Source organism: Micromonospora sp. NPDC048887, from assembly GCF_040649715.1.
In the GTDB taxonomy this organism is placed as follows: Bacteria; Actinomycetota; Actinomycetes; order Mycobacteriales; family Micromonosporaceae; genus Micromonospora.
Genome location: NZ_JBEZGA010000004.1, coordinates 411667 through 431415 on the forward strand (window position 1 = coordinate 411667; position 19749 = coordinate 431415).

The 19749-nt window shown below is 73.0% G+C and carries 19 protein-coding genes; 8 read left to right on the plus strand and 11 right to left on the minus strand.

What is annotated here, in order from left to right; translation table 11 throughout:
- Positions 1-74 precede the first annotated feature (74 nt).
- The gene (locus AB0C17_RS09645) at positions 75-1166 is read left to right on the plus strand and encodes an LLM class flavin-dependent oxidoreductase (RefSeq protein WP_357477814.1); all 1092 of its coding nucleotides are present in this window, start codon (positions 75-77) and stop codon (positions 1164-1166) included.
- On the plus strand, positions 1163-1792 hold the full coding sequence (locus AB0C17_RS09650) for a CE1759 family FMN reductase (RefSeq protein ID WP_357477817.1): 630 nt from the start codon (positions 1163-1165) through the stop codon (positions 1790-1792). The genes AB0C17_RS09645 and AB0C17_RS09650 overlap by 4 nt, the downstream gene beginning before the upstream one ends.
- A 72-nt stretch (positions 1793-1864) precedes the next feature.
- Here the strand turns inward: AB0C17_RS09650 and AB0C17_RS09655 are convergent, their stop codons facing one another.
- Together AB0C17_RS09655 and AB0C17_RS09660 are read right to left on the minus strand one after the other, a co-directional pair.
- Positions 1865-2749 (minus strand): universal stress protein, encoded by an 885-nt coding sequence (locus tag AB0C17_RS09655; protein ID WP_357477820.1) that lies wholly within the window; start codon positions 2747-2749, stop codon positions 1865-1867.
- Positions 2750-2819: 70 nt separating this feature from the next.
- The gene (locus AB0C17_RS09660; protein WP_357477823.1) at positions 2820-3728 is read right to left on the minus strand and encodes a universal stress protein; all 909 of its coding nucleotides are present in this window, start codon (positions 3726-3728) and stop codon (positions 2820-2822) included.
- Positions 3729-3886: 158 nt separating this feature from the next.
- Here AB0C17_RS09660 and AB0C17_RS09665 point away from each other — a divergent pair, with 158 nt between their 5' ends.
- Both AB0C17_RS09665 and AB0C17_RS09670 read left to right on the plus strand, forming a co-directional pair.
- The gene (locus tag AB0C17_RS09665; protein ID WP_357386410.1) at positions 3887-4357 is read left to right on the plus strand and encodes a cyclic nucleotide-binding domain-containing protein; all 471 of its coding nucleotides are present in this window, start codon (positions 3887-3889) and stop codon (positions 4355-4357) included.
- A 115-nt stretch (positions 4358-4472) separates the two neighbouring features.
- Positions 4473-5054, plus strand: coding sequence for a hypothetical protein (locus AB0C17_RS09670; protein WP_357386409.1), 582 nt, complete (start codon positions 4473-4475; stop codon positions 5052-5054).
- Positions 5055-5149: 95 nt separating this feature from the next.
- On the opposite strand, the gene pflA is transcribed toward AB0C17_RS09670, so the two are convergent.
- From pflA to ppdK, 5 genes are all read right to left on the minus strand, one after another.
- On the minus strand, positions 5150-5926 hold the full coding sequence (gene pflA / locus AB0C17_RS09675) for a pyruvate formate-lyase-activating protein (RefSeq protein WP_357386582.1): 777 nt from the start codon (positions 5924-5926) through the stop codon (positions 5150-5152).
- Between the two features lie 5 nt (positions 5927-5931).
- Positions 5932-8175, minus strand: coding sequence for a formate C-acetyltransferase (gene pflB, locus AB0C17_RS09680; protein WP_357477826.1), 2244 nt, complete (start codon positions 8173-8175; stop codon positions 5932-5934).
- A 65-nt stretch (positions 8176-8240) separates the two neighbouring features.
- Positions 8241-9251 carry an alcohol dehydrogenase AdhP gene (adhP, locus tag AB0C17_RS09685; protein ID WP_357469105.1) on the minus strand — a complete coding sequence of 337 codons (1011 nt, stop codon included), beginning with the start codon at positions 9249-9251 and terminating at the stop codon, positions 8241-8243.
- A 161-nt stretch (positions 9252-9412) separates the two neighbouring features.
- Positions 9413-9856, minus strand: a complete 444-nt coding sequence (locus tag AB0C17_RS09690) for a hypothetical protein (RefSeq protein ID WP_357477829.1) — start codon at positions 9854-9856, stop codon at positions 9413-9415.
- Positions 9857-9868: 12 nt separating this feature from the next.
- The gene (ppdK, locus tag AB0C17_RS09695; RefSeq protein WP_357477832.1) at positions 9869-12529 is read right to left on the minus strand and encodes a pyruvate, phosphate dikinase; all 2661 of its coding nucleotides are present in this window, start codon (positions 12527-12529) and stop codon (positions 9869-9871) included.
- A gap of 133 nt (positions 12530-12662) precedes the next feature.
- On the opposite strand from ppdK, the gene AB0C17_RS09700 reads away from it, so the two are divergent.
- From AB0C17_RS09700 to AB0C17_RS09710, 3 genes are all read left to right on the plus strand, one after another.
- Entirely contained in the window at positions 12663-13166 is a 504-nt protein-coding gene (locus AB0C17_RS09700) for a GNAT family N-acetyltransferase (protein WP_357386399.1), read from the plus strand.
- A 9-nt stretch (positions 13167-13175) separates the two neighbouring features.
- Positions 13176-13811: a hypothetical protein gene (locus AB0C17_RS09705; RefSeq protein WP_357386397.1), complete on the plus strand. Its 636-nt coding sequence runs from the start codon at positions 13176-13178 to the stop codon at positions 13809-13811.
- A gap of 146 nt (positions 13812-13957) precedes the next feature.
- The gene (locus AB0C17_RS09710; RefSeq protein WP_357477835.1) at positions 13958-15304 is read left to right on the plus strand and encodes a hemolysin family protein; all 1347 of its coding nucleotides are present in this window, start codon (positions 13958-13960) and stop codon (positions 15302-15304) included.
- Positions 15305-15348: 44 nt separating this feature from the next.
- On the opposite strand, the gene AB0C17_RS09715 is transcribed toward AB0C17_RS09710, so the two are convergent.
- The 4 genes from AB0C17_RS09715 to AB0C17_RS09730 form a co-directional block, all read right to left on the minus strand.
- On the minus strand, positions 15349-15666 hold the full coding sequence (locus AB0C17_RS09715) for a PRC-barrel domain containing protein (protein WP_357386394.1): 318 nt from the start codon (positions 15664-15666) through the stop codon (positions 15349-15351).
- Positions 15653-16033 carry a hypothetical protein gene (locus AB0C17_RS09720; RefSeq protein ID WP_357386392.1) on the minus strand — a complete coding sequence of 127 codons (381 nt, stop codon included), beginning with the start codon at positions 16031-16033 and terminating at the stop codon, positions 15653-15655. Before AB0C17_RS09720 ends, AB0C17_RS09715 begins: the two co-directional genes overlap by 14 nt.
- Positions 16030-17256 carry a divalent metal cation transporter gene (locus tag AB0C17_RS09725; RefSeq protein ID WP_357469093.1) on the minus strand — a complete coding sequence of 409 codons (1227 nt, stop codon included), beginning with the start codon at positions 17254-17256 and terminating at the stop codon, positions 16030-16032. Before AB0C17_RS09725 ends, AB0C17_RS09720 begins: the two co-directional genes overlap by 4 nt.
- A gap of 80 nt (positions 17257-17336) precedes the next feature.
- The gene (locus AB0C17_RS09730) at positions 17337-17720 is read right to left on the minus strand and encodes a PaaI family thioesterase (protein ID WP_175438812.1); all 384 of its coding nucleotides are present in this window, start codon (positions 17718-17720) and stop codon (positions 17337-17339) included.
- Positions 17721-17827: 107 nt separating this feature from the next.
- Here AB0C17_RS09730 and tyrS point away from each other — a divergent pair, with 107 nt between their 5' ends.
- Positions 17828-19111 (plus strand): tyrosine--tRNA ligase, encoded by a 1284-nt coding sequence (tyrS, locus tag AB0C17_RS09735; protein WP_357477868.1) that lies wholly within the window; start codon positions 17828-17830, stop codon positions 19109-19111.
- The last annotated feature ends 638 nt before the right edge of the window (positions 19112-19749 follow it).

Consider the following 19749-nt stretch of genomic DNA (forward strand, 5'->3'; position numbering starts at 1 on the left):
TAGTTGACTCGTCAAATATGTTGTGAGGAGCGATCCCGGGCCGACCGGTCCGGACCCCACGCGAGGAGCTGGTCATGCAGTTCGGAGTCTTCACCGTCGGTGACGTCACAGTCGACCCGACGAACGGGCGGCTGCCGTCCGAGCGTGAGCGGATCAAGGCCATGACCGCCATCGCGCTCAAGGCCGAGGAGGTCGGCCTGGACGTGTTCGCCACCGGCGAGCACCACAACCCGCCGTTCGTGCCGTCGTCGCCGACCACCATGCTCGGCTGGATCGCCGCGCGCACCGAGCGGCTGGTGCTGTCCACCGCGACCACGCTCATCACCACGAACGACCCGGTGAAGATCGCCGAGGACTACGCGATGCTCCAGCACCTGGCCGACGGCCGGGTGGACCTGATGCTGGGCCGCGGCAACACCGGCCCGGTCTACCCGTGGTTCGGGCAGGACATCCGCAACGGCATCCCGCTGGCCATCGAGAACTACGACCTGCTGCACCGGCTGTGGCGCGAGGACGTGGTCGACTGGAAGGGCCGGTTCCGTACGCCGCTGCAGTCGTTCACCTCGACGCCGCGCCCGCTCGACGGCGTGCCGCCGTTCGTCTGGCACGGCTCGATCCGCAGCCCGGAGATCGCCGAGCAGGCCGCCTACTACGGTGACGGCTTCTTCGCCAACCACATCTTCTGGCCCAAGGAGCACACCCAGCGGATGGTCGGCCTCTACCGGGAGCGGTACGCGCACTACGGCCACGGCTCGCCGGACCAGGCCATCGTCGGCCTCGGCGGGCAGGTCTTCATGCGCCGCAACTCCCAGGACGCGGTACGCGAGTTCCGCCCCTACTTCGACAACGCCCCGGTCTACGGCCACGGCCCGTCGCTGGAGGAGTTCACCAGGGAGACGCCGCTGACAGTGGGCAGCCCGCAGCAGGTCATCGACCGCACGCTGGGTTTCCGCGAGTACGTCGGCGACTACCAGCGGCAGCTGTTCCTGATGGATCACGCCGGGCTGCCGCTGAAGACGGTGCTGGAGCAGCTCGACCTGCTGGGCGAGGAGGTGGTGCCGGTGCTGCGCAAGGAGTTCGACTCGCTGCGTCCCGCGCACGTGCCCGAGGCGCCCACCCACGCGAGCCTGCTCGCCGCCGCGCCGGTGGGCGGGGAGCAGCGATGACCAGCCGTACCCTCGCGGTCGTCTCGGCCGGGCTCGGCCGGCCGTCGTCGACCCGCCTGCTCGCCGACCAGCTCGCCGCGGCCGCCCGCGACGAGCTGGCCGCCCGCGGCGCCACCACCGTGGAGCTGCGGACGGTGGAGCTGCGCGAGCACGCCCACGACGTGGTGAACCACCTGCTCACCGGCTTCCCGCCGGCCGCGCTGCGGCAGACGCTCGACGACGTGGCCGCCGCCGACGGGCTGATCGCGGTGACGCCGATCTTCAACGCCTCCTACAACGGGCTGTTCAAGTCGTTCTTCGACGTGGTCGACCGGGAGGCGCTCGCCGGCAAGCCGGTGCTGATCGGGGCGACCGGCGGCACCGCCCGGCACTCGCTGGCGCTGGAGCACGCGGTCCGGCCGATGTTCGCGTACCTGCGAGCGGCGACGCTGCCCACCGCGGTGTTCGCCGCGCCCGAGGACTGGGCCGGCGACGACGGCGACAGCGCGCTGCGGTCCCGGATCCGCCGGGCCGCCGCCGAGCTGGCCGAGCAGGTGGACCGCCGTCCGCCCGCGACCGGCCCGGCCGACCCGTTCGCGCTCACCACCGACTTCGCCGACCTGCTCGCCGGCCGCGACCCGGCCTGACACCGGGGGGAGGCGGGCGCAACCCGGGCCGCCCCGGGCAGGCCGCACGCAGCGCGCGCGAGGCCGAGCGGGTCAGTCGTCGGCCGGCTCGGGCCGGTGGGCGACCAGCACCGGGCAGTGGGAGTGCTGCACCAGGGCCTGGCTGACCGAGCCGAGCAGCAGCCCGACGAAGCCGCCCCGGCCCCGGGAGCCGACCACCAGGAGCGCCGCCTCGCCGCTCGCCTCCCGCAGGGCGGTCTCCGGCGAGGCCGCGGTCACGGAGCGCTCGGTCACCCGCAGGCCCGGGTGCGCCGCCCGGACCCGCGCCGCCGCGTCGGCGAGCAGCCCCTCCGCCTCGGCCCGCTCGGCGGTGGACGCCTCCGCCGCCACCTCCGGCGTGACCGCGCCGCGTTCCGGCGACCGGACGTGCATCAGGACCAGCTCCGCGTCGCGTCGCTCGGCCTCGTCGGCGGCCAGCTCGATCGCGTACGCGGACGGGTCGGAGCCGTCCACGCCGACCAGCACCGGGCCGTCCACCGGGATCGGCTGCTCCTCGGGACGGACGATCAGCACCGGGCAGTGCCCGTGCTGCGCGAGCTGACCGCTGACCGAGCCGAGCAGCAGGCCGGCGAAGCCGCCGACGCCCCGGCTGCCCACCACCACCAGCTCGGCGCGGCGGGACTCCTCGACCATCGTCGCGCCCGGACCGCCCGCCACCTGGCGTACCTGCACCCGCAGGCCCGGGTGCCGCTCGGCCAGGTCGGCGGCGACCGACTCCAGCATCTTCTCCGACTCCGCGGTGGGCGCCGGCACCCCCAGGTCGTACGGGTTGAGCGGCACCCCGTAGCCGAGCGGGTGCAGGTAGCCGTGCACCAGCAGCAACGGCCGGGAACGGGCGACGGCGGTCGCGGCGGCCAGGTCGGCGGCGGCAAGGCTGGACGGCGATCCGTCCACTCCCACCACGACAGGTCGGTTCATCTGGTGCTTTCCCTCCGGTCGGCTCAGGCCATTGTGGCGGTGCCGGCCCGGCCCGGGCCGGGGAACCGGCTCAGTGGGCCCGGTTCCCCCGGTGCCGGACGACGGCGAGCGGGCTGTGGCAGTGGTGCAGCACGGCGTGGCTGACCGAGCCGAGCAGCAGCGCACCGAGGCTACCGCGCCCGTGTGCGCCGACCACCGTCAGCTGGGCGCCGACGGACTCCTCGACCAGCACCCGGGACGGGGTGGCGGCGGCGACCAGCTTCGGCCGTACCGTCACCTCCGGGTAGCGCTCGGCCCAGCCGGCGACCGCCTCGGCCAGCACCCGCTGCTCGTCGGCGCGCAGCTCCTGCGGGTCGTACGCCAGCGGCACGACGTCGCCGAACGCCTCCCGGTAGGTGACCGGCTGCGGGTACAGCCAGGTGTGCACCACCACCAGTTCGACGCCGCGCGCCGCGGCCTCGGCGAACGCGAAGCCGACCGCCTCGTCGGAGAGCGCCGAGCCGTCCACGCCGACCACCACCGGGCCGTCGGCGCGGGCCTCGCCCCGGGCCACGAGCACCGGGCAGTCCGCGCGGGCGGAGAGCTGCACCGCGGCGGAGCCGACCAGCAGTTCCGCGAAGCCGCCGAGTCCCCGGTGACCGAGCACGAGCAGCGCGGCGTCGCGGCTCTCCCGCAGCAGCACCGCGACCGGTCCGCCGTCGACCACCGCGCCGGTCACAGCCAGCTCGGCGTCGACCTTGCGGGCCTCGTCCACCGCCTCCTCGACCAGCTTCTCGGCCTCCTGACGCAGCTCGATGTCGGGCAGCACCGGGGCGACCATGCCCAGCGGCGTGCCGACGAGCGGCCAGAGGAAGGCGTTCACCACCCGCAGCGGCCGGTGCCGCAGCACCGCCTCGCGTGCGGCCAGCCGTACCGCGTCCAGCGCGGACGGGGAGCCGTCCACGCCCACCACGACGGGGGCACCGGTCCTGTCGGTCATCACGTCCTCCTTCGGTTCACCCTCAGCCTGCGCCGACGGCTCCCACCTGGGCAGAGTCGATCCGCCCGACCCGGCCGGGACCATCGGCCCCTACCGCCCGGGGCGGTGGCGGGGTGAAATGGAACCACTGCTCCCCTCCTGTCGATCCTGGAGGCGCGATGACCCCGCTGGAGATGCTCCGCGTCCATCCGTTCCTGGCCGGGCTGCCCGACGAGTGGCTGCCCCGGCTCACCGGCTACGCCCGCCCGGTGGTCTGGCACCCCGGGCACCGGCTGTTCCGCGCCGGCCAGCCGGCCGACCGGTTCTGGCTGGTCCGCGGCGGTCAGGTGGCGCTCGACTTCCCGGTGCCGGGTCGCGGTGACGTGGGCATCGAGACGATCGGGCCGGGCGGGGTGCTCGGCTGGTCGTGGCTGTTCCCGCCGTACCGCTGGCAGTTCGGCGCGGTCGCCACCCAGCGCAGCAACGCCGTCGAGCTCGACGCCGACGGGGTGCGCCGGCTGATGGAGTCCGACGACACGCTCGGCCGTCAGCTCACCAGCCGGTTCATGAGCGTGGTGGTGGACCGCCTCCAGGCGTCCCGGGTCCGGCTGCTCGACCTGTACGGCTATCCGACGTCCATGGCGGGCTGAGACCTCGCCCGCGCGGGTGTGGCCTTGACGGTTCACTCAATTCCCGGAATGCTGTCCGTCAATGCTCCACATCTTGGGGTCACGGGGGAACCACGGCCGCGAGGGTGTTCATTCGATGTCGCTGTCCGCCGCGGCGCGCACATACGCGTCCGGCGAATGGCCGACGAATCGTGGTGAGCTGTCCCTCTGTCGGCACGCTTCTTCGTGCTCCGGTGCGCGCAAGTCGCGCTCGAAGACGAAAGGAAGCACCTTGATCAGACGAGTCATCCGGGTCGCTGTCATGTCGGCGTTGCTGTTCGCGCTGCCGCACCTCGCCTCACCGGCCGCCGCCGAGCCGGCCGGCACCTCGGCGCAACTCCTCTCCGCCTGTTACGACGGTGCGGTGACCGGCTACGTGACGGCCGGTTCGGGCAAGGCCTACCTGCCGTCCTCCACGGGCTACTACACGACTTCGAGTCGCTGTGGCGACATCAACTTCAGCAACCGGTCGTACGACAACCAGAACATCAACGCGCAGATCCGCGTCTGCTTCGTCAGCGCCGGATACTGCCAGAGCACGTGGAAGCACTACACGTCGACCACCGGCGCCTGGATGGTCATCGCCTCCAATGTCGCCGACGGCACCCGATTCCGGCTCGAATTCACTTTCGCGTCGAACACGTGGGGCTCGCACTACGGCAACCTCATCGCCTACTGACATTGGACACGGTGAATTGCCGGGAGCGCGGTGCCGGCAATTCACCGCACGGCCGACCGGGCTCCCCGGTCGGCCGTGCGGCCCGTGCGGGCCGGTCAGGTGACAGTCAGGCCACGCTCGGCGAACTGCCCGCGTACCCGCTCCAGCAGCTCCGGGGTGGGCGGCGCGGTGTCCGCCAGCGGGAAGGTGAGGCCGAGCTCGGCGTACTTGTGCGCGCCGAGGCGGTGGAACGGCAGCACCTCGACCCGCTCGACGGTGGCCAGCTCGGCGGCGAAGTCCGCCACCCCGGCCACGTTGGCCTCGCCGTCGGTGAGGCCGGGCACCAGCACGAACCGGATCCAGACCGGTACGCCCCGCTCTGCCAGCCGGCGACCGAAGCGCAACGTCGGCCCGATCCGCCCGGTGCGGGTCACCTCCCGGTAGGTGGCCGGGTCGCGGGACTTCACGTCCAGCAGCACCAGGTCGGTGGCGTCGAGCAGGGCGTCATCGGCGCGGGCGCCGAGGAAACCCGAGGTGTCCAGCGCGGTGTGCAGCCCGAGCTCCTTGCAGCGGCGCAGCACCTCGCCGGTGAACCGGGGCTGTAGCAGCGGCTCCCCGCCGCTGATGGTGACCCCGCCGCCGGCCACCGTGACGAAGCGGCGGTAGCGCCCCACCTCGGCCATCAGCTCGTCGACGGTACGGCTGCGGCCGCTGCGCCGGTACCAGGTGTCCGGGCTGTGGCAGTACCGGCAGCGCAGCGGGCAGCCGGCGAGGAACGCCACGAACCGGGTGCCGGGCCCGTCCACCCCGATCGACAGGTCCCACGAGTGCACGCTGCCGGTGAGCGCCCCGCCGGGCCCGGGCCGGACCGGCCCGGGCTGCGGCGTCGACAGCGTGTTCACAGCGACCCGTGGAAGGTCCGCGAGACGACGTCCTGCTGCTGCTCACGGGTGAGCCGGACGAAGTTCACCGCGTACCCGGAGACCCGGACGGTGAGCTGCGGGTACCGCTCCGGGTGCGCCATCGCGTCCAGCAGCGTGGCCCGGTCCAGCACGTTGACGTTGAGGTGGAACCCGCCGGCGTCGGTGTAACCGTCGAGCACCCCGGCCAGGTTGGCGATCCGCTCGTCGCGGGTGTGGCCCAGCCCGTCCGGCGTCACCGTGCCGGTCAGCGAAATGCCGTCGCGGGCGGCGTCGTACGGCAGCTTCGCCACCGACAGCGCGGCGGCGACCAGGCCGTGGCTGTCCCGGCCGTTCATCGGGTTCGCCCCCGGCGCGAACGGCTCACCGGCGCGCCGGCCGTCCGGCGTGTTGCCGGTGTGCTTGCCGTACACCACGTTCGAGGTGATGGTGAGCACCGACATGGTCAGCTCCGCGTCGCGGTACGTGCGCTGCCGGCGCAGCTTCTCCGCGAACGTCTCGACCAGCCACACCGCGATCTCGTCCGCCCGGTCGTCGTCGTTGCCGTACGTCGGGAACTCGCCCTCGACCGCGAAGTCGACGGCCACGCCGGACTCGTCGCGCAGCACCTTGACCCGGCCGTACCGGATGGCCGACAGGCTGTCCACCGCGACCGACAGCCCTGCGATGCCGGTGGCCATGAACCGGCGCACCGGGTGGTCGTGCAGCGCCATCTCCAGCCGCTCGTACGCGTACCTGTCGTGCTGGTGGTGGATCACGTTCAGCGCGTCCACGTACGTCTCGGCCAGCCAGTCCAGCGTCCGGTCGTACGCGGCAAGCACCTCGTCGTAGTCGAGCGTCTCGCCGCCGACCGGCGCGGCCGGTGGGGCGACCTGCGCGCCGGACAACTCGTCCCGGCCGCCGTTGATCGCGTACAGCAGCGCCTTGGCCAGGTTCGCCCGCGCGCCGAAGAACTGCATGTCCCGCCCGACCCGCATGGCCGACACGCAGCAGGCGATCGCGGTGTCGTCGTCGTACGCGGGGCGGATCAGCTCGTCGTTCTCGTACTGGATGGCGCTGGTGTCCAGCGACACCTGGGCGCAGAACCGCTTGAACCCCTCCGGCAGGCGCGGCGACCAGAGCACCGTCAGGTTCGGCTCCGGCGCCGGGCCCAGGTTGTACAGCGTCTGGAGGTAGCGGAACGTGGTGCGGGTGACCAGCGTCCGTCCGTCCGTGCCCATGCCGCCGAGCGACTCGGTGACCCAGGTCGGGTCGCCGGAGAAGAGCTGGTCGTACTCCGGCGTGCGCAGGAAGCGGATGATCCGCAGCTTGATCACGAAGTCGTCGATCAGCTCCTGGGCGCCGCTCTCGTCCAGCCGCCCCTCGGCGATGTCCCGCCGCAGGTACGCGTCGAGGAACCCGGCGGTGCGGCCGAGCGACATCGCGGCGCCGTTCTGCTCCTTCGTGGCGGCCAGGTAGGCGAAGTAGAGCCACTGGATCGCCTGCGCGCCGGTGGCGGCCGGGCGGGAGATGTCGAAGCCGTACGCGGCGGCCATCTCCTTCAGCTCACCGAGCGCGCGGATCTGCTCCGCCAGTTCCTCCCGGTCGCGGATCACGTCGTCGGTGCTGCGCCGCCCGTCCAGCGCCGCCTTGAGCGCGCGGCGCTCCTCGACCAGCCGGTCCACGCCGTACAGCGCCACCCGGCGGTAGTCGCCGATGATCCGTCCGCGCCCGTACGCGTCGGGCAGGCCGGTGATGACGTGCGAGCGCCGGGCCGCGAGCACGCTCTCCGGGTACGCGTCGAAGACCGCGTCGTTGTGGGTGCGGCGGTACCTGGTGAAGATCTCGTGCACGCGCGGGTCCGGTTCGCGCCCGTACGCGCGCAGCGCCGTCTCCACCATTCGCAGCCCGCCGGCCGGCATGATCGCCCGCCGCAGCGGCGCGTCGGTCTGCAACCCGACGATCAGCTCCCGCTCCCGGTCGATGTAGCCGGGCGCGTGCGAGGTGATCGTCGACGGGGTGGCCGCGTCGACGTCGTACACGCCGCGCCGCCGCTCCTCGCCGAACATCTCCTTCAGCCGGTCCCACACCGCGAGGGTGCGCGGCGTCGGCCCGGTCAGGAACGACGCGTCCCCGGTGTACGGCTCGTGGTTGTGGCGGACGAAGTCGGCCACGTCTACTGTCTCCTGCCACGCTCCGGCGTGGAATCCACGCCAGGGGGCCAGGGGTTCGGTGGCGGTCATGTCGGTCCTTCCCGGGGCGTCGACTGTGGGCCCGGTCCCCGCCGGCGCGGGGACCGGGGCGGGGTTCAGGGCTGGAGCACGAGCCGGGCGGCGACCCGGCCGGCGAGGACGTCGTCCACCGCGTCGTTGATCTCGTCCAGCTTGCGGATCTCGTAGACGACCCGGGTGCGGCCGGCGGCGTGCAGCGCGAAGACCTCGGCCAGGTCGGCGCGGGTGCCGACGATCGAGCCGAGCACCGTGATGCCCTTGAGCACCGTCTCGAAGACGGGCAGGGTGATCGCGTTGTCGGCGGGCAGCGACACCAGCACCAGCCGGCCGCCGCGACGCAGCGAGCGGTGCGCCTGCTCGATCACCCGGGGGCTCGCGGCGAGCACGATCGCCACGTCCACGCCGCCCAGGGCGGTGATCCGCTCGACCGGGTCGGTGGTGGCGGCGTCGACAGTGTGGGCCGCGCCGAGCGAGGTGGCCAGTGCCAGCTTCTCGGCGGTCACGTCGACCGCCACCGTCTCGGCGCCGAAGATCTGCGCGTACTGCTGGGCGAGGTGACCCAGGCCGCCGATGCCGAAGATCGCGACCCGTTCGCCCGGCCGTACCCCGGCGACCTTGACGGCCTTGTACGTGGTGACGCCCGCGCAGGTCAGCGGCGCGGCCTCGAACGGGTCCACGCCGTCGGGCACGCGCACCGCGTACCGGGCCGAGGCGACCGCGTACTCGGCGTGCGCGCCGTCGATGCTGTAACCGGTGTTGCGCTGCGACTCGCACAGCGTCTCCCAGCCGGTCACGCAGTACGCGCAGGTCCCGCAGGCCCAGCCGAGCCAGGGCAGCGCGACCCGGTCGCCGACGGCGTGCTCGGTGACGCCGGGGCCGACCTTCTCGACCAGGCCGACGCCCTCGTGCCCGGGTACGAACGGCGGGGTGGGCTTCACCGGCCACTCGCCGCGGGCGGCGTGGATGTCGGTGTGGCAGAGTCCGCTGGCTTCGATGCGGACCAGGATCTCGCCCGGGCCGACCTCCGGCACGGGACGCTCGGTGATCTCCATCGGACGGTCGAACGCGGTGACGACACTGGCGCGCATCGGGGGCCTCCCTCTGTCTCGTTCTCCCCTCAAGCGTCGTCCGGCCGGGCGCGGACGGGCAGGGGCGCAGGACCACGGAGACCCGGGACCAACGGCCCCTCCGGGGCCGCAACGGCGGTACGGCCGCCGGTGACGTACCGGCGGCCGTACCCCTGGGGTGCTCAGCGGTCGACGACCAGGCGGCGGGCCCGCAGCAGGCGCGCCCACCGGGGCCGGTGGTCCGGGCGCAGCCGCGGCGCCGGCACGCCGCGCAGGCTGACCCATCCGCCCGGTCCCATGGTGACGGTGCCGACCGACGGCGGGCGGCGCCGCGACCACAGCGCCACGGCGGCGGTGAGCGCGGCCACCGCGAACGCGCCGGTGGCGGCGGCGACGAGCCGGTCGGGTTCGACCACGCGCCGGTAGCGGACCCGGCCGCCGGCCGCGACGAACACGCCCACCGGGTGGCCGTCGTGGTTCACCGGCACCAGCGCGGCGTCGCCGGGCAGTTCCAGCACCGGGCCCACCGGCCCGGCCGGGGCGGGGGCGGGCGCCGCGGCCGGCGGTGGCGCGGGCCGGGGGACCGGCGTCACAGCCGGGCCGGTCGGGTTGAAGATGGCGGTCATGGCACTGCCCTCCTAGCGGGAGTCGGACTTCTCGGTGCGGGCCGCGACAGCGGCCCGCCCGGCGGCCAGCCGCGCCACCGGCACCCGGTACGGCGAGCAGGACACGTAGTCGAGCCCGGCCTCGGCGAAGAACCCGATCGAGTCCGGGTCGCCGCCGTGCTCACCGCAGACGCCGACGGTCAGCTCCGGCCGGGCCGCCCGCCCCTCGGCGACGGCGAGGCGGACCAGCCGGCCGACCCCGGCGGCGTCGATGCTCTCGAACGGCGACACCGGGAAGATCCCCCGGGCCAGGTACGCGGGGAAGAACGCGCCCTCCACGTCGTCCCGGGAGAACGCCCAGGTCATCTGCGTCAGGTCGTTGGTGCCGAAGGAGAAGAAGTGCGCCTCGGCGGCGATCTCCCCGGCGGTCAGCGCCGCCCGGGGCGTCTCGACCATGGTGCCGATCGGGATCTCCGGCGCGCCCGGCACCTCGGCCAGCACCCGCCGCGCCTCGTCCGCCACCGCGGCGAGCTCCCGCACGTCACCGACCAGCGGCACCATGATCTCCGGGCGCGGGTCACCGCCGGCCCGGACCCGCTGCGCGGCCGCCTCGGCCAGCGCCCGCACCTGCATCGCGAACAGCCCCGGCACCACCAGTCCGAGCCGCACGCCGCGCAGCCCCAGCATCGGGTTCGTCTCGTGCATCCGGCGCACCGCCGCCAGCAGCACGCCGTCGTGGCCCGGCTCCTCGCCGCGCGCCTGCGCGCCCGCCACCCGGGCGGTCAGCTCGGCCAACGGAGGCAGGAACTCGTGCAGCGGCGGGTCGAGCAGCCGGACCGTGACCGGCAGCCCGTCCATCGCGGTGAGCAGCCCGAGAAAGTCGGCGCGCTGCAACGGCAGCAGTTCGTCCAGCGCCGCGCCGACCTCGGCCGGGCCCTCGGCCAGGATGAGCCGCTCGACCAGTTCCCGGCGCTCGCCGAGGAACATGTGCTCGGTGCGGCACAGCCCGATCCCGGCGGCGCCCAGCTCGCGGGCGCGGCGGGCGTCGTCCGGGGTGTCCGCGTTGGCGCGGACGCCGAGCGTTCGCACCGCGTCGGCGTGCCCGAGCAGCCGGTGCACGGCGGCGACCAGCGGGTCGGCCTCCGGCCGCAGCTCACCGGTCAGGTAGCGGGCCACCGGGGACGGCTGCACCGGCACCTCGCCGAGCCAGATCCGCCCGCTGGTGCCGTCGATCGAGATCACGTCGCCGGCCCGCACCACCCGCTCGCCGACAGTGAACTCGCCGCGCTCGACGTCGATGCCCAGGGCCTCGGCCCCGCAGACGCAGGTGCGGCCCATGCCCCGCGCCACCACGGCGGCGTGCGAGGTCTTGCCGCCGCGCGAGGTGAGCACCCCGGTCGCGGCGATCATGCCGGGCAGGTCGTCCGGGTTCGTCTCCGGCCGGACGAGGATCACCGGTCCGTCGGCCGCAGCCGCGGCGGCGGAGTCGAACACCACCCGCCCGACGGCCGCGCCGGGCGAGGCGCCGACGCCGACCGCGATCGGCTCGGGCGCGCCGGCCGTGTCGAAGGCCGGGAACATCAGCTGGGCGAGTTGCGCCCCGGTGACCCGGGTCAGCGCCTCGTCGGCGGTGATCAGCCCCTCCTCGGCCAGTTGCGCGGCGATCACGAACGCGGCCGCCGCGGTGCGCTTGCCGACCCGGGTCTGCAGCATCCACAGCCGGCCGCGCTCGATGGTGAACTCGACGTCGCACAGGTCGCGGTAGTGCCGCTCCAGAGTCGTCATGATCTCCCGCAGCCGGTGGAAGCTCGCCGGGTCCAGCCGTTCCAGCTCGGTCAGCGGCACCGTGTTGCGGATGCCCGCCACCACGTCCTCGCCCTGCGCGTCGGTCAGGTAGTCGCCGTACACGCCGGGGGCGCCGGTGGCCGGGTCACGGGTGAACGCGACACCGGTGCCGGAGTCGGAGCCGAGGTTGCCGAACACCATCGCCATCACGTTGACGGCGGTGCCCAGGTCATCCGGGATGCGCTCCTGCCGCCGGTAGATCCGGGCCCGCTCCGAGTGCCAGGACTCGAACACCGCGCGCACGGCCAGGAACAGCTGCTCGTGCGGGGCCTGCGGGAAGTCGTGCCCGACGTGCCGAAGGAAGATCTTCTTGTACGTCTCGACCAGGTCGTGCAACTGCCCCGCGCTCGGCCCGTCCGGCCCGGCGGTGGCCCGCAGCGCGGCCAGCTCGTGCTCGAACTCCTCGACCGGGATGCCGTGCACGGTGCGGCCGAACATCTGGATCAGCCGCCGGTACGAGTCCCAGGCGAACCGCTCGTCGCCGGTGCGCTCGGCCAGCCCGACGACTGTGGTGTCGTTGAGCCCGATGTCGAGGATCGTCTCCATCATCCCCGGCATCGAGTACCGGCCGCCGGAGCGCACCGCCAGCAGCAGCGGGTCACGCGGGTCGCCCAGCCACCGGTCCAGCCGCGCCTCCACCTCCCGCAGATGCGCGTTCATCTCCTCGTACAGGCCCGCCGGCGGCGCCCCGGTGGCCAGGTACGCCCGGCAGGCGTCGGTGGTGACGGTGAACCCGGGCGGCACCGGCAACCCGAGCCGGGTCATCTCGGCGAGGTTGGCGCCCTTGCCGCCGAGCAGGTCGGCCCGGCTGCGGTCACCTTCGATGAAGTCGTAGACGTACTTCGACATGATCCGGCCTCCTCGACTGCGTCGTTACACCTCCTTGGTAACCGGGCCGCCCGGCCGGACGTCAGGGCCGGACGGGACACACACCGGGCCGGAGGTCCCGACCGTGTCGGTGGGTCCACGTATCGTTCCGGCCGTGACCGACCACCTGCTGCTCCGCCCGGTGCGCGACGACGACCTGCCCGCCTTCTTCGCCCACGAGCAGGACCCGCAGGCGAACTGGATGGCCGCGTTCGGCCCGCAGGACCCGTCCGACCGGGCCGCGTTCGAGGCGCACTGGGCGCGCATCCGCGCCGACGAGCGCATCGTGAACCGGGCCGTCACCGTCGACGGAGAGCTGGTCGGGCGGGTGGCGGCGTTCCCAGTCGGCGAGCAGACCGAGGTCAGCTACTGGATCGACGCGGCGCACTGGGGGCGCGGCCACGCCACCGCCGCGCTGCGCGCGCTGCTGCGCGAGGTGCCGCGCCGGCCGCTGCGCGCCCGCGCCGCGAAGGACAACGCCGCCTCGCTCGCGGTGCTGCGTAAGTGCGGCTTCGTCGTGGTCGGCGAGGACTCGGGGTACGCCCCGGCGCGCGGCGCCGAGGTCGAGGAGTACGTGCTGGAACTGCCCGCCGAGGGGTCTGACCAGGCAGGCGGCTAGTCTCCCCGGGTGAACTGGCTGGAACTCGTCGGCTGGGCCGGCTCCGCGCTGCTGGTCTGGTCCCTGCTGCAGACCCGGATCCTGCGGCTGCGCGCGCTCAACCTGGTCGGCTGCCTCATCCTGATCGGCTACAACGCCGCCGTGCAGGTCTGGCCGATGGTGGGGCTGAACGTCGTGCTCACCGTGATCAACGTCTGGTACCTGCGCAAGCTGCTGGCCACCCGGCACGACGAGCAGACCTACCAGGTGGTCGAGGTGGGCACCGCTGACGCGTTCCTGGCGCACACGCTGCGGGTGCACGCCGCCGACATCGCCCGGTTCAACCCGGGCTTCCGCTGGGACCCGGCCGCCGACGACCGCTCGGCGTTCCTTGTCGTACGCGCCGACGAGGTGGTCGGCGTGATGCTCTCGCACGCCGAACCGGGCGGCGTGGCCCAGATCGACCTGGACTACGTGACCCCGCCGTTCCGCGACTTCACCCCGGGGGAGTTCGTCTACCGGCGCAGCCGGCTGTTCACCGACCGGGGCTTCCGCCGGGTGGTCAGCCCGCCCGGCATGATCGCCCCGTACTACCACCGGCTCGGGTTCCGCCCGGAGGGCGGCGCGTACGTGCTCGACCTGCCGGTCCCCGCCACGCGGGGGTGAATCGCGGCGCTCCCGCCCGGCGCTCAGTGATCGCACAGGATTCAGGCGCGGGCCCGCGGGGCAACAGAGGGCCACGCCGACCGGATCTGCCGGCCGGCGGGTCGGCCGTCGGCCGACCCGGATCGGGCCGAGGGAGATAACCGGTCGTGCAGAGCTACTGGAGCCAGCTTGCCCTGGTCGGTGTGCTGGTGATCCTCAACGCGGTGTTCGCCGGCAGCGAGATGGCGCTGGTGTCCCTGCGCGACAGCCAGGTGCAGCGGCTGGAGCGCAGCAGCCGCGGCGGACGGACCCTCGCCCGTCTCGCGAAGGACCCGAACCGGTTCCTGGCCACCATCCAGATCGGCATCACACTCGCCGGGTTCCTGGCCTCCGCCGCCGCCGCGGTGTCGCTGGCCCGGCCGCTCGTCCCGCTGCTGGGCGTCTTCGGCAACGCCGCCGAGACCGTCGCCATCGTCGCTGTCACGCTGGTGCTCACGTTCGTCACGCTCGTCTTCGGCGAGCTGGCCCCGAAGCGGATCGCCATGCAGTCGGCCGAGCGGTGGGCGCTGCTGGTGGCCCGCCCGCTGGACGTGCTCTCCAGCGTCACCCGGCCCGCCGTCTGGCTGCTGGGCGCGACCACCGACCTGGTGGTACGCCTGTTCGGCCTGGACCCGAAGGCCGAGCCGGACGAGATCGGCCCGGACGAGCTGCGCGACATCGTGGCCGGCAACCACGGCTTCACCAAGGAACAACGCATGATCATCGCCGGTGCGGTGGAGATCGCCGACCGGCAGCTGCGGGCGGTGCTCGTACCCCGGTTGCAGGTCTTCACGCTCGACAGCGGCACCACCGCGGAGGCCGCCCGGCTCGTCCTGGCGGCGACCGGCCACTCCCGGGCGCCGGTGGTCCGCCACGGCGGCCTGGACGAGGCGGTGGGCGTCATCCACCTGCGGGACCTGGTCGGCGTCTCCGACGACCGGCCGGTCGACGAGATCGCCCGCCCGCCGATGCTGCTGCCCGACTCGCTGCCGGTGGTCGACGCGCTGCGCCAGTTCAAGGCCGAGCGGCAGCACATCGCGCTGGTGGTCGACGAGCGCGGCGCGGTCGACGGGATCGTGACGCTGGAGGACATCCTGGAGGAGATCGTCGGCGAGATCTACGACGAGACCGACCGGGACCTGCGCGCCGTGCGCACCGAGGCCGACGGCACGCTCGTGCTGCCCGGCACGTTCCCGGTGCACGACCTGACCGACCTCGGGGTGGAGCTGCCGAACCGGCCCGCGGGCGACTACACCACTGTCGCCGGGCTGGTGCTGATCTGCCTCGGGCACATCCCGACGGTGGCGGGGGAGCAGGTCACCGTGGACGGCTGGGAGTTGTCGGTGGCCGGCGTCGACCAGCGGGCGATCACCGAGGTGCACGTCCGCCGCCGCAGCCGCGGCGAGGACTCGGCGGACGACGACACCACGGGCGACGCGGCCGACGCCCCCGAACTCGACGACGCCCGTCGCTGACCGGCGCCGGTCGCGGGCTGCCCGGCGCGCCGCCGCCCGGGGCCTCAGCGGCCTCCGGCCGGCGGGCCGAACGGGAAACCGGGCACCGGCGGCAGCAGCTGCACCGCGTCGGCGGGCAGTTGACGGGTGCTCCGCCCGACCAGCCGGGCCGTCACCCGCAGCAGCCACGGCCCGGACGGATGCAGCTCGGGGCCGATCAGCCGGCTGATCACCCGGGTCCACCAGTGCCCGGCGACTATCACGTCGGTGATCCGCAGCCGGTCCGGCGGCCACCCGCCGCGCACCACCACGTCCACCACCCGGCCCAGCCGCCGCCCGTGCAGGTCGTACGCGGTGCGGCCGAGCAGCTCACCCGCTCGCACGGCCGGACCCCGGGATCCGCTCGATCAGGTGCCGGCGCAGCCACGCCTCCACCGGCGACGGCGGCAGGTCCGCCGCCGGGCAGCGCAGCCGCACCGCGCTGTCCACGCGGGCGACCTGCGACAGCGGTACGCGCAACGGCGGTACCGGCGGGTCGTCGGTGAACCGGTCCGCCACCGCCACCAGCAGCCGCCCGATCCGGCCGCCGATCCGCTCCCCGAGCGCGCCCTGCCCGGTGAGCAGGCAGTCCACGTACGGGACGCCGTCGTCGTCGATCGCGAACGCGATGTCGTCGACCCGTCCGACCAGCAGCCCGTCCACGTCGACGATCTGCCGGTCGAGCAGCCGCTTGGCGAGCTGAACCCTCATGGCCCCATCCCCGTCATGATCGCCAGTGGGATCGCGGCCACCGAGGCCGCGACGATGAGCAGCAGGAACACCGCGCCGAGCAGGTTCGTCCACCGCCCGTTGACCCGGTCGCCGAGATACCCGCGGTCGTTGGCGACCACGAGGATCGGCAGGTACGTCAGCGGCAGCACCACCGCGCTGAGCACCAGCATGTACTCGGTCAGCCGCACCGGGTCCACCGTCGTCATCAGCATCACCACGCCGAGCAGCAGCCCGACCAGCAGCACGCTGTGGAACCGGGCCGCCTCCCGGGGGCGGACCCGCTTGCCCCACTGCCACCCGAAGTACTGCGCCGCCGCGTACGCCGCCGACAGCCCGGTCTCCAGCGCCGCGCCGAACGTCACCGCGAAGAACGCCAGCACCGCGGCGGCCAGGCCGGCCCCACCGAGCGCCGTCGCCACCGGCCGCGCCACCTCGTCGAGCGTGCTCAGCGACGCCCCGGACGGGTGATAGGCCACCGTCGCCACGGCGACCAGCGACAACGCCAGGAACCCGCCCACCGGGAAGCCGATCAGCACGTTCGAACGGGCCCGCGCCAGGTCCGCCGCGCCCCACCGCTCCTCGACGCCGCCGGAGGAGAAGAAGAACACCTCGTACGGGCTGACCGTGGAGGCGAACAGCGCCACCGCCACGAACCAGTAGAGCGGCCAGCCGTGCCCGGACGCGCTGACCTGCCACGCGCCCCGGCCGAGTTCCGGCCAGTCGGTCGGCAGCGCCACCAGCGCGACAGCGAACACCAGCAGCGCCAGCCCGGCCAGGCCGAAGATCCGTTCCATCAGCTCGAACCGCAGCCGCCACAGCACCAGCCAGACCGCCAGCGCGGCGAGCGGCACCCAGAACAGGTGGCTGAGCCGGGTCGCCAGTTGCAGCGCCAGCGCCACACCGCCCAGCTCCGCGGCGAGCGTGACCACCGTGACCAGCCACGACGCGACCAGGTTGAGCAGCGCCACACGCGGACCGAGCCGCTCCCGGACCAGATCGAACACCGCCCGCCCGCTCACCGCCGCGATGCGTCCGGCCATCTCCGCGTACGCGCAGATGCCGACCACCCCGGCCAGCAGCACCCAGGTGTGGGCCATGCCGAACAGCGCGCCGGCCTGACTGGCCGCCACCAGGTCGCCGATGTCGACGAAGCCGCCGACGGCGGACAGGACGCCGAGCGTGGCGGCGAACAGCTTCCTCACGTCGGGCCGGGAGCGGACGTCCTCACCGAGGCGACGATATCGGCGTTACTGCGCCTTTTGGGCCGAAACAGCCAGCCGGGTCAGGCGGCGGTGAGGTTCTGCAGCCGTACCTGGCCGCGCGCCACCAGCCGGCCGTCGGCGTCGGTGATCTCCACCAGCCAGAGTTGCTGGCTGCGGCCCCGGTGCACGGGCGTGCCGACAGCCGTCAGTTCGCCGTCGCGCACCGCGCGCAGGAAGTCCGTCTGGTTCGACACCCCGACCACGTTGCCCTTGTCGCCCAGCCAGAGCGCGCCGCCGATGCTGGCCGCCGTCTCCACCACCGAGCAGTAGACGCCGCCGTGCTGGATCCCGTACGGCTGGTGCAGCTCCGGGCGTACCTTCCAGCGGATCACCACCCGGTCCCCGCTGACCTCGTCGAACGTCAGGCCCAGCAGGGCCACGAAGCCACCGGTCAGGTTCGGCATGTCCACCGCTGTTCCTCCTCGCGTTCGACGGCGCCGCCAGCCTAGTCGGCCGCACCTCGGCAAACCCGGTACGGGCCGGTCCCGGTAATGGGGGAGAATCGGTGACCGTGACCGACAGCAACCTCCCGCCGGGGCGGGACTCCCTGACCGACGACCTGCTGTGGCGGGGCCTGATCCAGGACTCGACCGGCCTCGACGAACTGCGCGAGCTGCTCGACGGCGGGAGCACCACCTTCTACGTGGGCTTCGACCCCACCGCGCCGAGCCTGCACATCGGCAACCTGATGCAGGTCGTGATGGCCCGCCGGCTCCAGCAGGCCGGGCACCGTCCGCTGCTGCTCGTCGGTGGCGCCACCGGGCAGATCGGCGACCCGAAGGAGAGCGCCGAGCGGACGCTGAACCCGCCCGAGGTGATCGCCGGCTGGGTCGAGCGCATCCGCGAGCAGCTCTCGCCGTTCGTCACGTACACCGGGGAGAACGCGGCGCAACTGGTGAACAACCTGGACTGGACCGGCGAGATGTCGGTGGTGGAGTTCCTCCGGGACGTCGGCAAGCACTTCCCGGTCAACAAGATGCTCGCCCGCGAGGTGGTGAAGGCGCGGCTGGAGACCGGCATCAGCTACACCGAGTTCAGCTACCAGCTCCTGCAGGCCAACGACTACTTCGAGCTGCACCGCCGGCACGGCTGCCGGCTGCAGTACGGCGGCTCCGACCAGTGGGGCAACATCACCGCCGGGGTGGACTACGTCCGGCGGCGCGGCGCCGGTCCGGTGGAGGCGTTCACCACGCCGCTGGTGACGAAGGCCGACGGCACCAAGTTCGGCAAGAGCGAGACCGGCACGGTCTGGCTCGACCCGCAGATGACCAGCCCGTACGCGTTCTACCAGTTCTGGGTCAACGCCGACGACCGGGACGTCAGCCGCTACCTGCGGTACTTCAGCTTCCGCTCCCGCGAGGAGCTGGAGGAGCTGGAGGAGGCCACTGCGGAACGGCCGCAGGCGCGCCTGGCCCAGCGGGCGCTCGCCGAGGAACTGACCACGCTCGTGCACGGCGAGCGGGAGATGGCCCAGGCGGTGGCCGCGAGCCAGGCGCTGTTCGGGCGCGGCTCGCTCGACGAACTGGCGCCGGAGACGCTGCGCGCCGCGCTGACCGAGGCCGGCCTGGTGCACCTCGACGAGCTGCCGGACGTGGCCGGCCTGCTCAAGGAGTCGGGCCTGGTGCCGAGCATGAAGGAGGCACGGCGGGTGATCGCCGAGGGCGGCGCGTACGTCAACAACACCCGGATCGCCGAGGTGGACGCCACCGTCTCCGCGGACGACCTGCTGCACGGCCGGTACCTCGTGCTGCGCCGGGGCAAGCGCTCCTTCGCGGGTGTTGAGCTGCGCAAATAGTCGCCCCTCCATTGTGTGACGCGGGACGCGCCCAGCGGATTTGACGATCACTCCGCTGGGCGCGTAACTTTCTCTCTGCCAGCGCGGAACGGACGAAACAGGGCGAAAGACCTGATAGGCCGGAGCGCAGGACCTGAGAACCGGGTGGTGCCCCGGATTCGCCGGGAGGCGGATTTGGCGAGGCGGAACCGACCGGGTAAGGTTGTCGGCCGGTAGGGAAACGGACGAGCCAGCGGGAAACTGCGGGCGGCCGGCCTACCGAATTCCTCGGAACGACCGGCGGAAGCCGGTTGAATCGGGGTGCCCGGTAAAAGGGTGTGACGCACGACAAACCGGTTGACACCGGTTTGACACGGCAGAAACCACCGGGTAACGTAGTAAAAGTGCCCGGCGCGAGAGCGGCGGGTGTTTGAACGAGATGCCCCGGCTGGGGGTTCCGCTGATATGGGGCCCTGTGGTTGGTGTGTGGTTGTTCTTTGAGAACTCAACAGGGTGCTTGTAAAGCCAGTGCCAATTGTTTTATACCCCGGACTGGTCAGGTTTTTGTCTGGCTGGTTGGGATTCCTTTGGCAACACTTTTGTTGTCAGGATGCTGTTCGACAAGTTTTTGTTGGAGAGTTTGATCCTGGCTCAGGACG

What these genes read in the sequence shown, in the direction of transcription:
- AB0C17_RS09645 (WP_357477814.1), top strand. Translation starts at nt 75, where the DNA reads ATGCAGTTCGGAGTCTTCACCGTCGGTGACGTCACAGTCGACCCGACG.
- AB0C17_RS09650 (WP_357477817.1), top strand. Translation starts at nt 1,163, where the DNA reads ATGACCAGCCGTACCCTCGCGGTCGTCTCGGCCGGGCTCGGCCGGCCG.
- AB0C17_RS09655 (WP_357477820.1), bottom strand. Translation starts at nt 2,749, where the DNA reads ATGAACCGACCTGTCGTGGTGGGAGTGGACGGATCGCCGTCCAGCCTT.
- AB0C17_RS09660 (WP_357477823.1), bottom strand. Translation starts at nt 3,728, where the DNA reads ATGACCGACAGGACCGGTGCCCCCGTCGTGGTGGGCGTGGACGGCTCC.
- AB0C17_RS09665 (WP_357386410.1), top strand. Translation starts at nt 3,887, where the DNA reads ATGACCCCGCTGGAGATGCTCCGCGTCCATCCGTTCCTGGCCGGGCTG.
- AB0C17_RS09670 (WP_357386409.1), top strand. Translation starts at nt 4,473, where the DNA reads ATGTCGCTGTCCGCCGCGGCGCGCACATACGCGTCCGGCGAATGGCCG.
- pflB (WP_357477826.1), bottom strand. Translation starts at nt 8,175, where the DNA reads ATGACCGCCACCGAACCCCTGGCCCCCTGGCGTGGATTCCACGCCGGA.
- adhP (WP_357469105.1), bottom strand. Translation starts at nt 9,251, where the DNA reads ATGCGCGCCAGTGTCGTCACCGCGTTCGACCGTCCGATGGAGATCACC.
- AB0C17_RS09690 (WP_357477829.1), bottom strand. Translation starts at nt 9,856, where the DNA reads ATGACCGCCATCTTCAACCCGACCGGCCCGGCTGTGACGCCGGTCCCC.
- ppdK (WP_357477832.1), bottom strand. Translation starts at nt 12,529, where the DNA reads ATGTCGAAGTACGTCTACGACTTCATCGAAGGTGACCGCAGCCGGGCC.
- AB0C17_RS09720 (WP_357386392.1), bottom strand. Translation starts at nt 16,033, where the DNA reads ATGAGGGTTCAGCTCGCCAAGCGGCTGCTCGACCGGCAGATCGTCGAC.
- AB0C17_RS09730 (WP_175438812.1), bottom strand. Translation starts at nt 17,720, where the DNA reads ATGCCGAACCTGACCGGTGGCTTCGTGGCCCTGCTGGGCCTGACGTTC.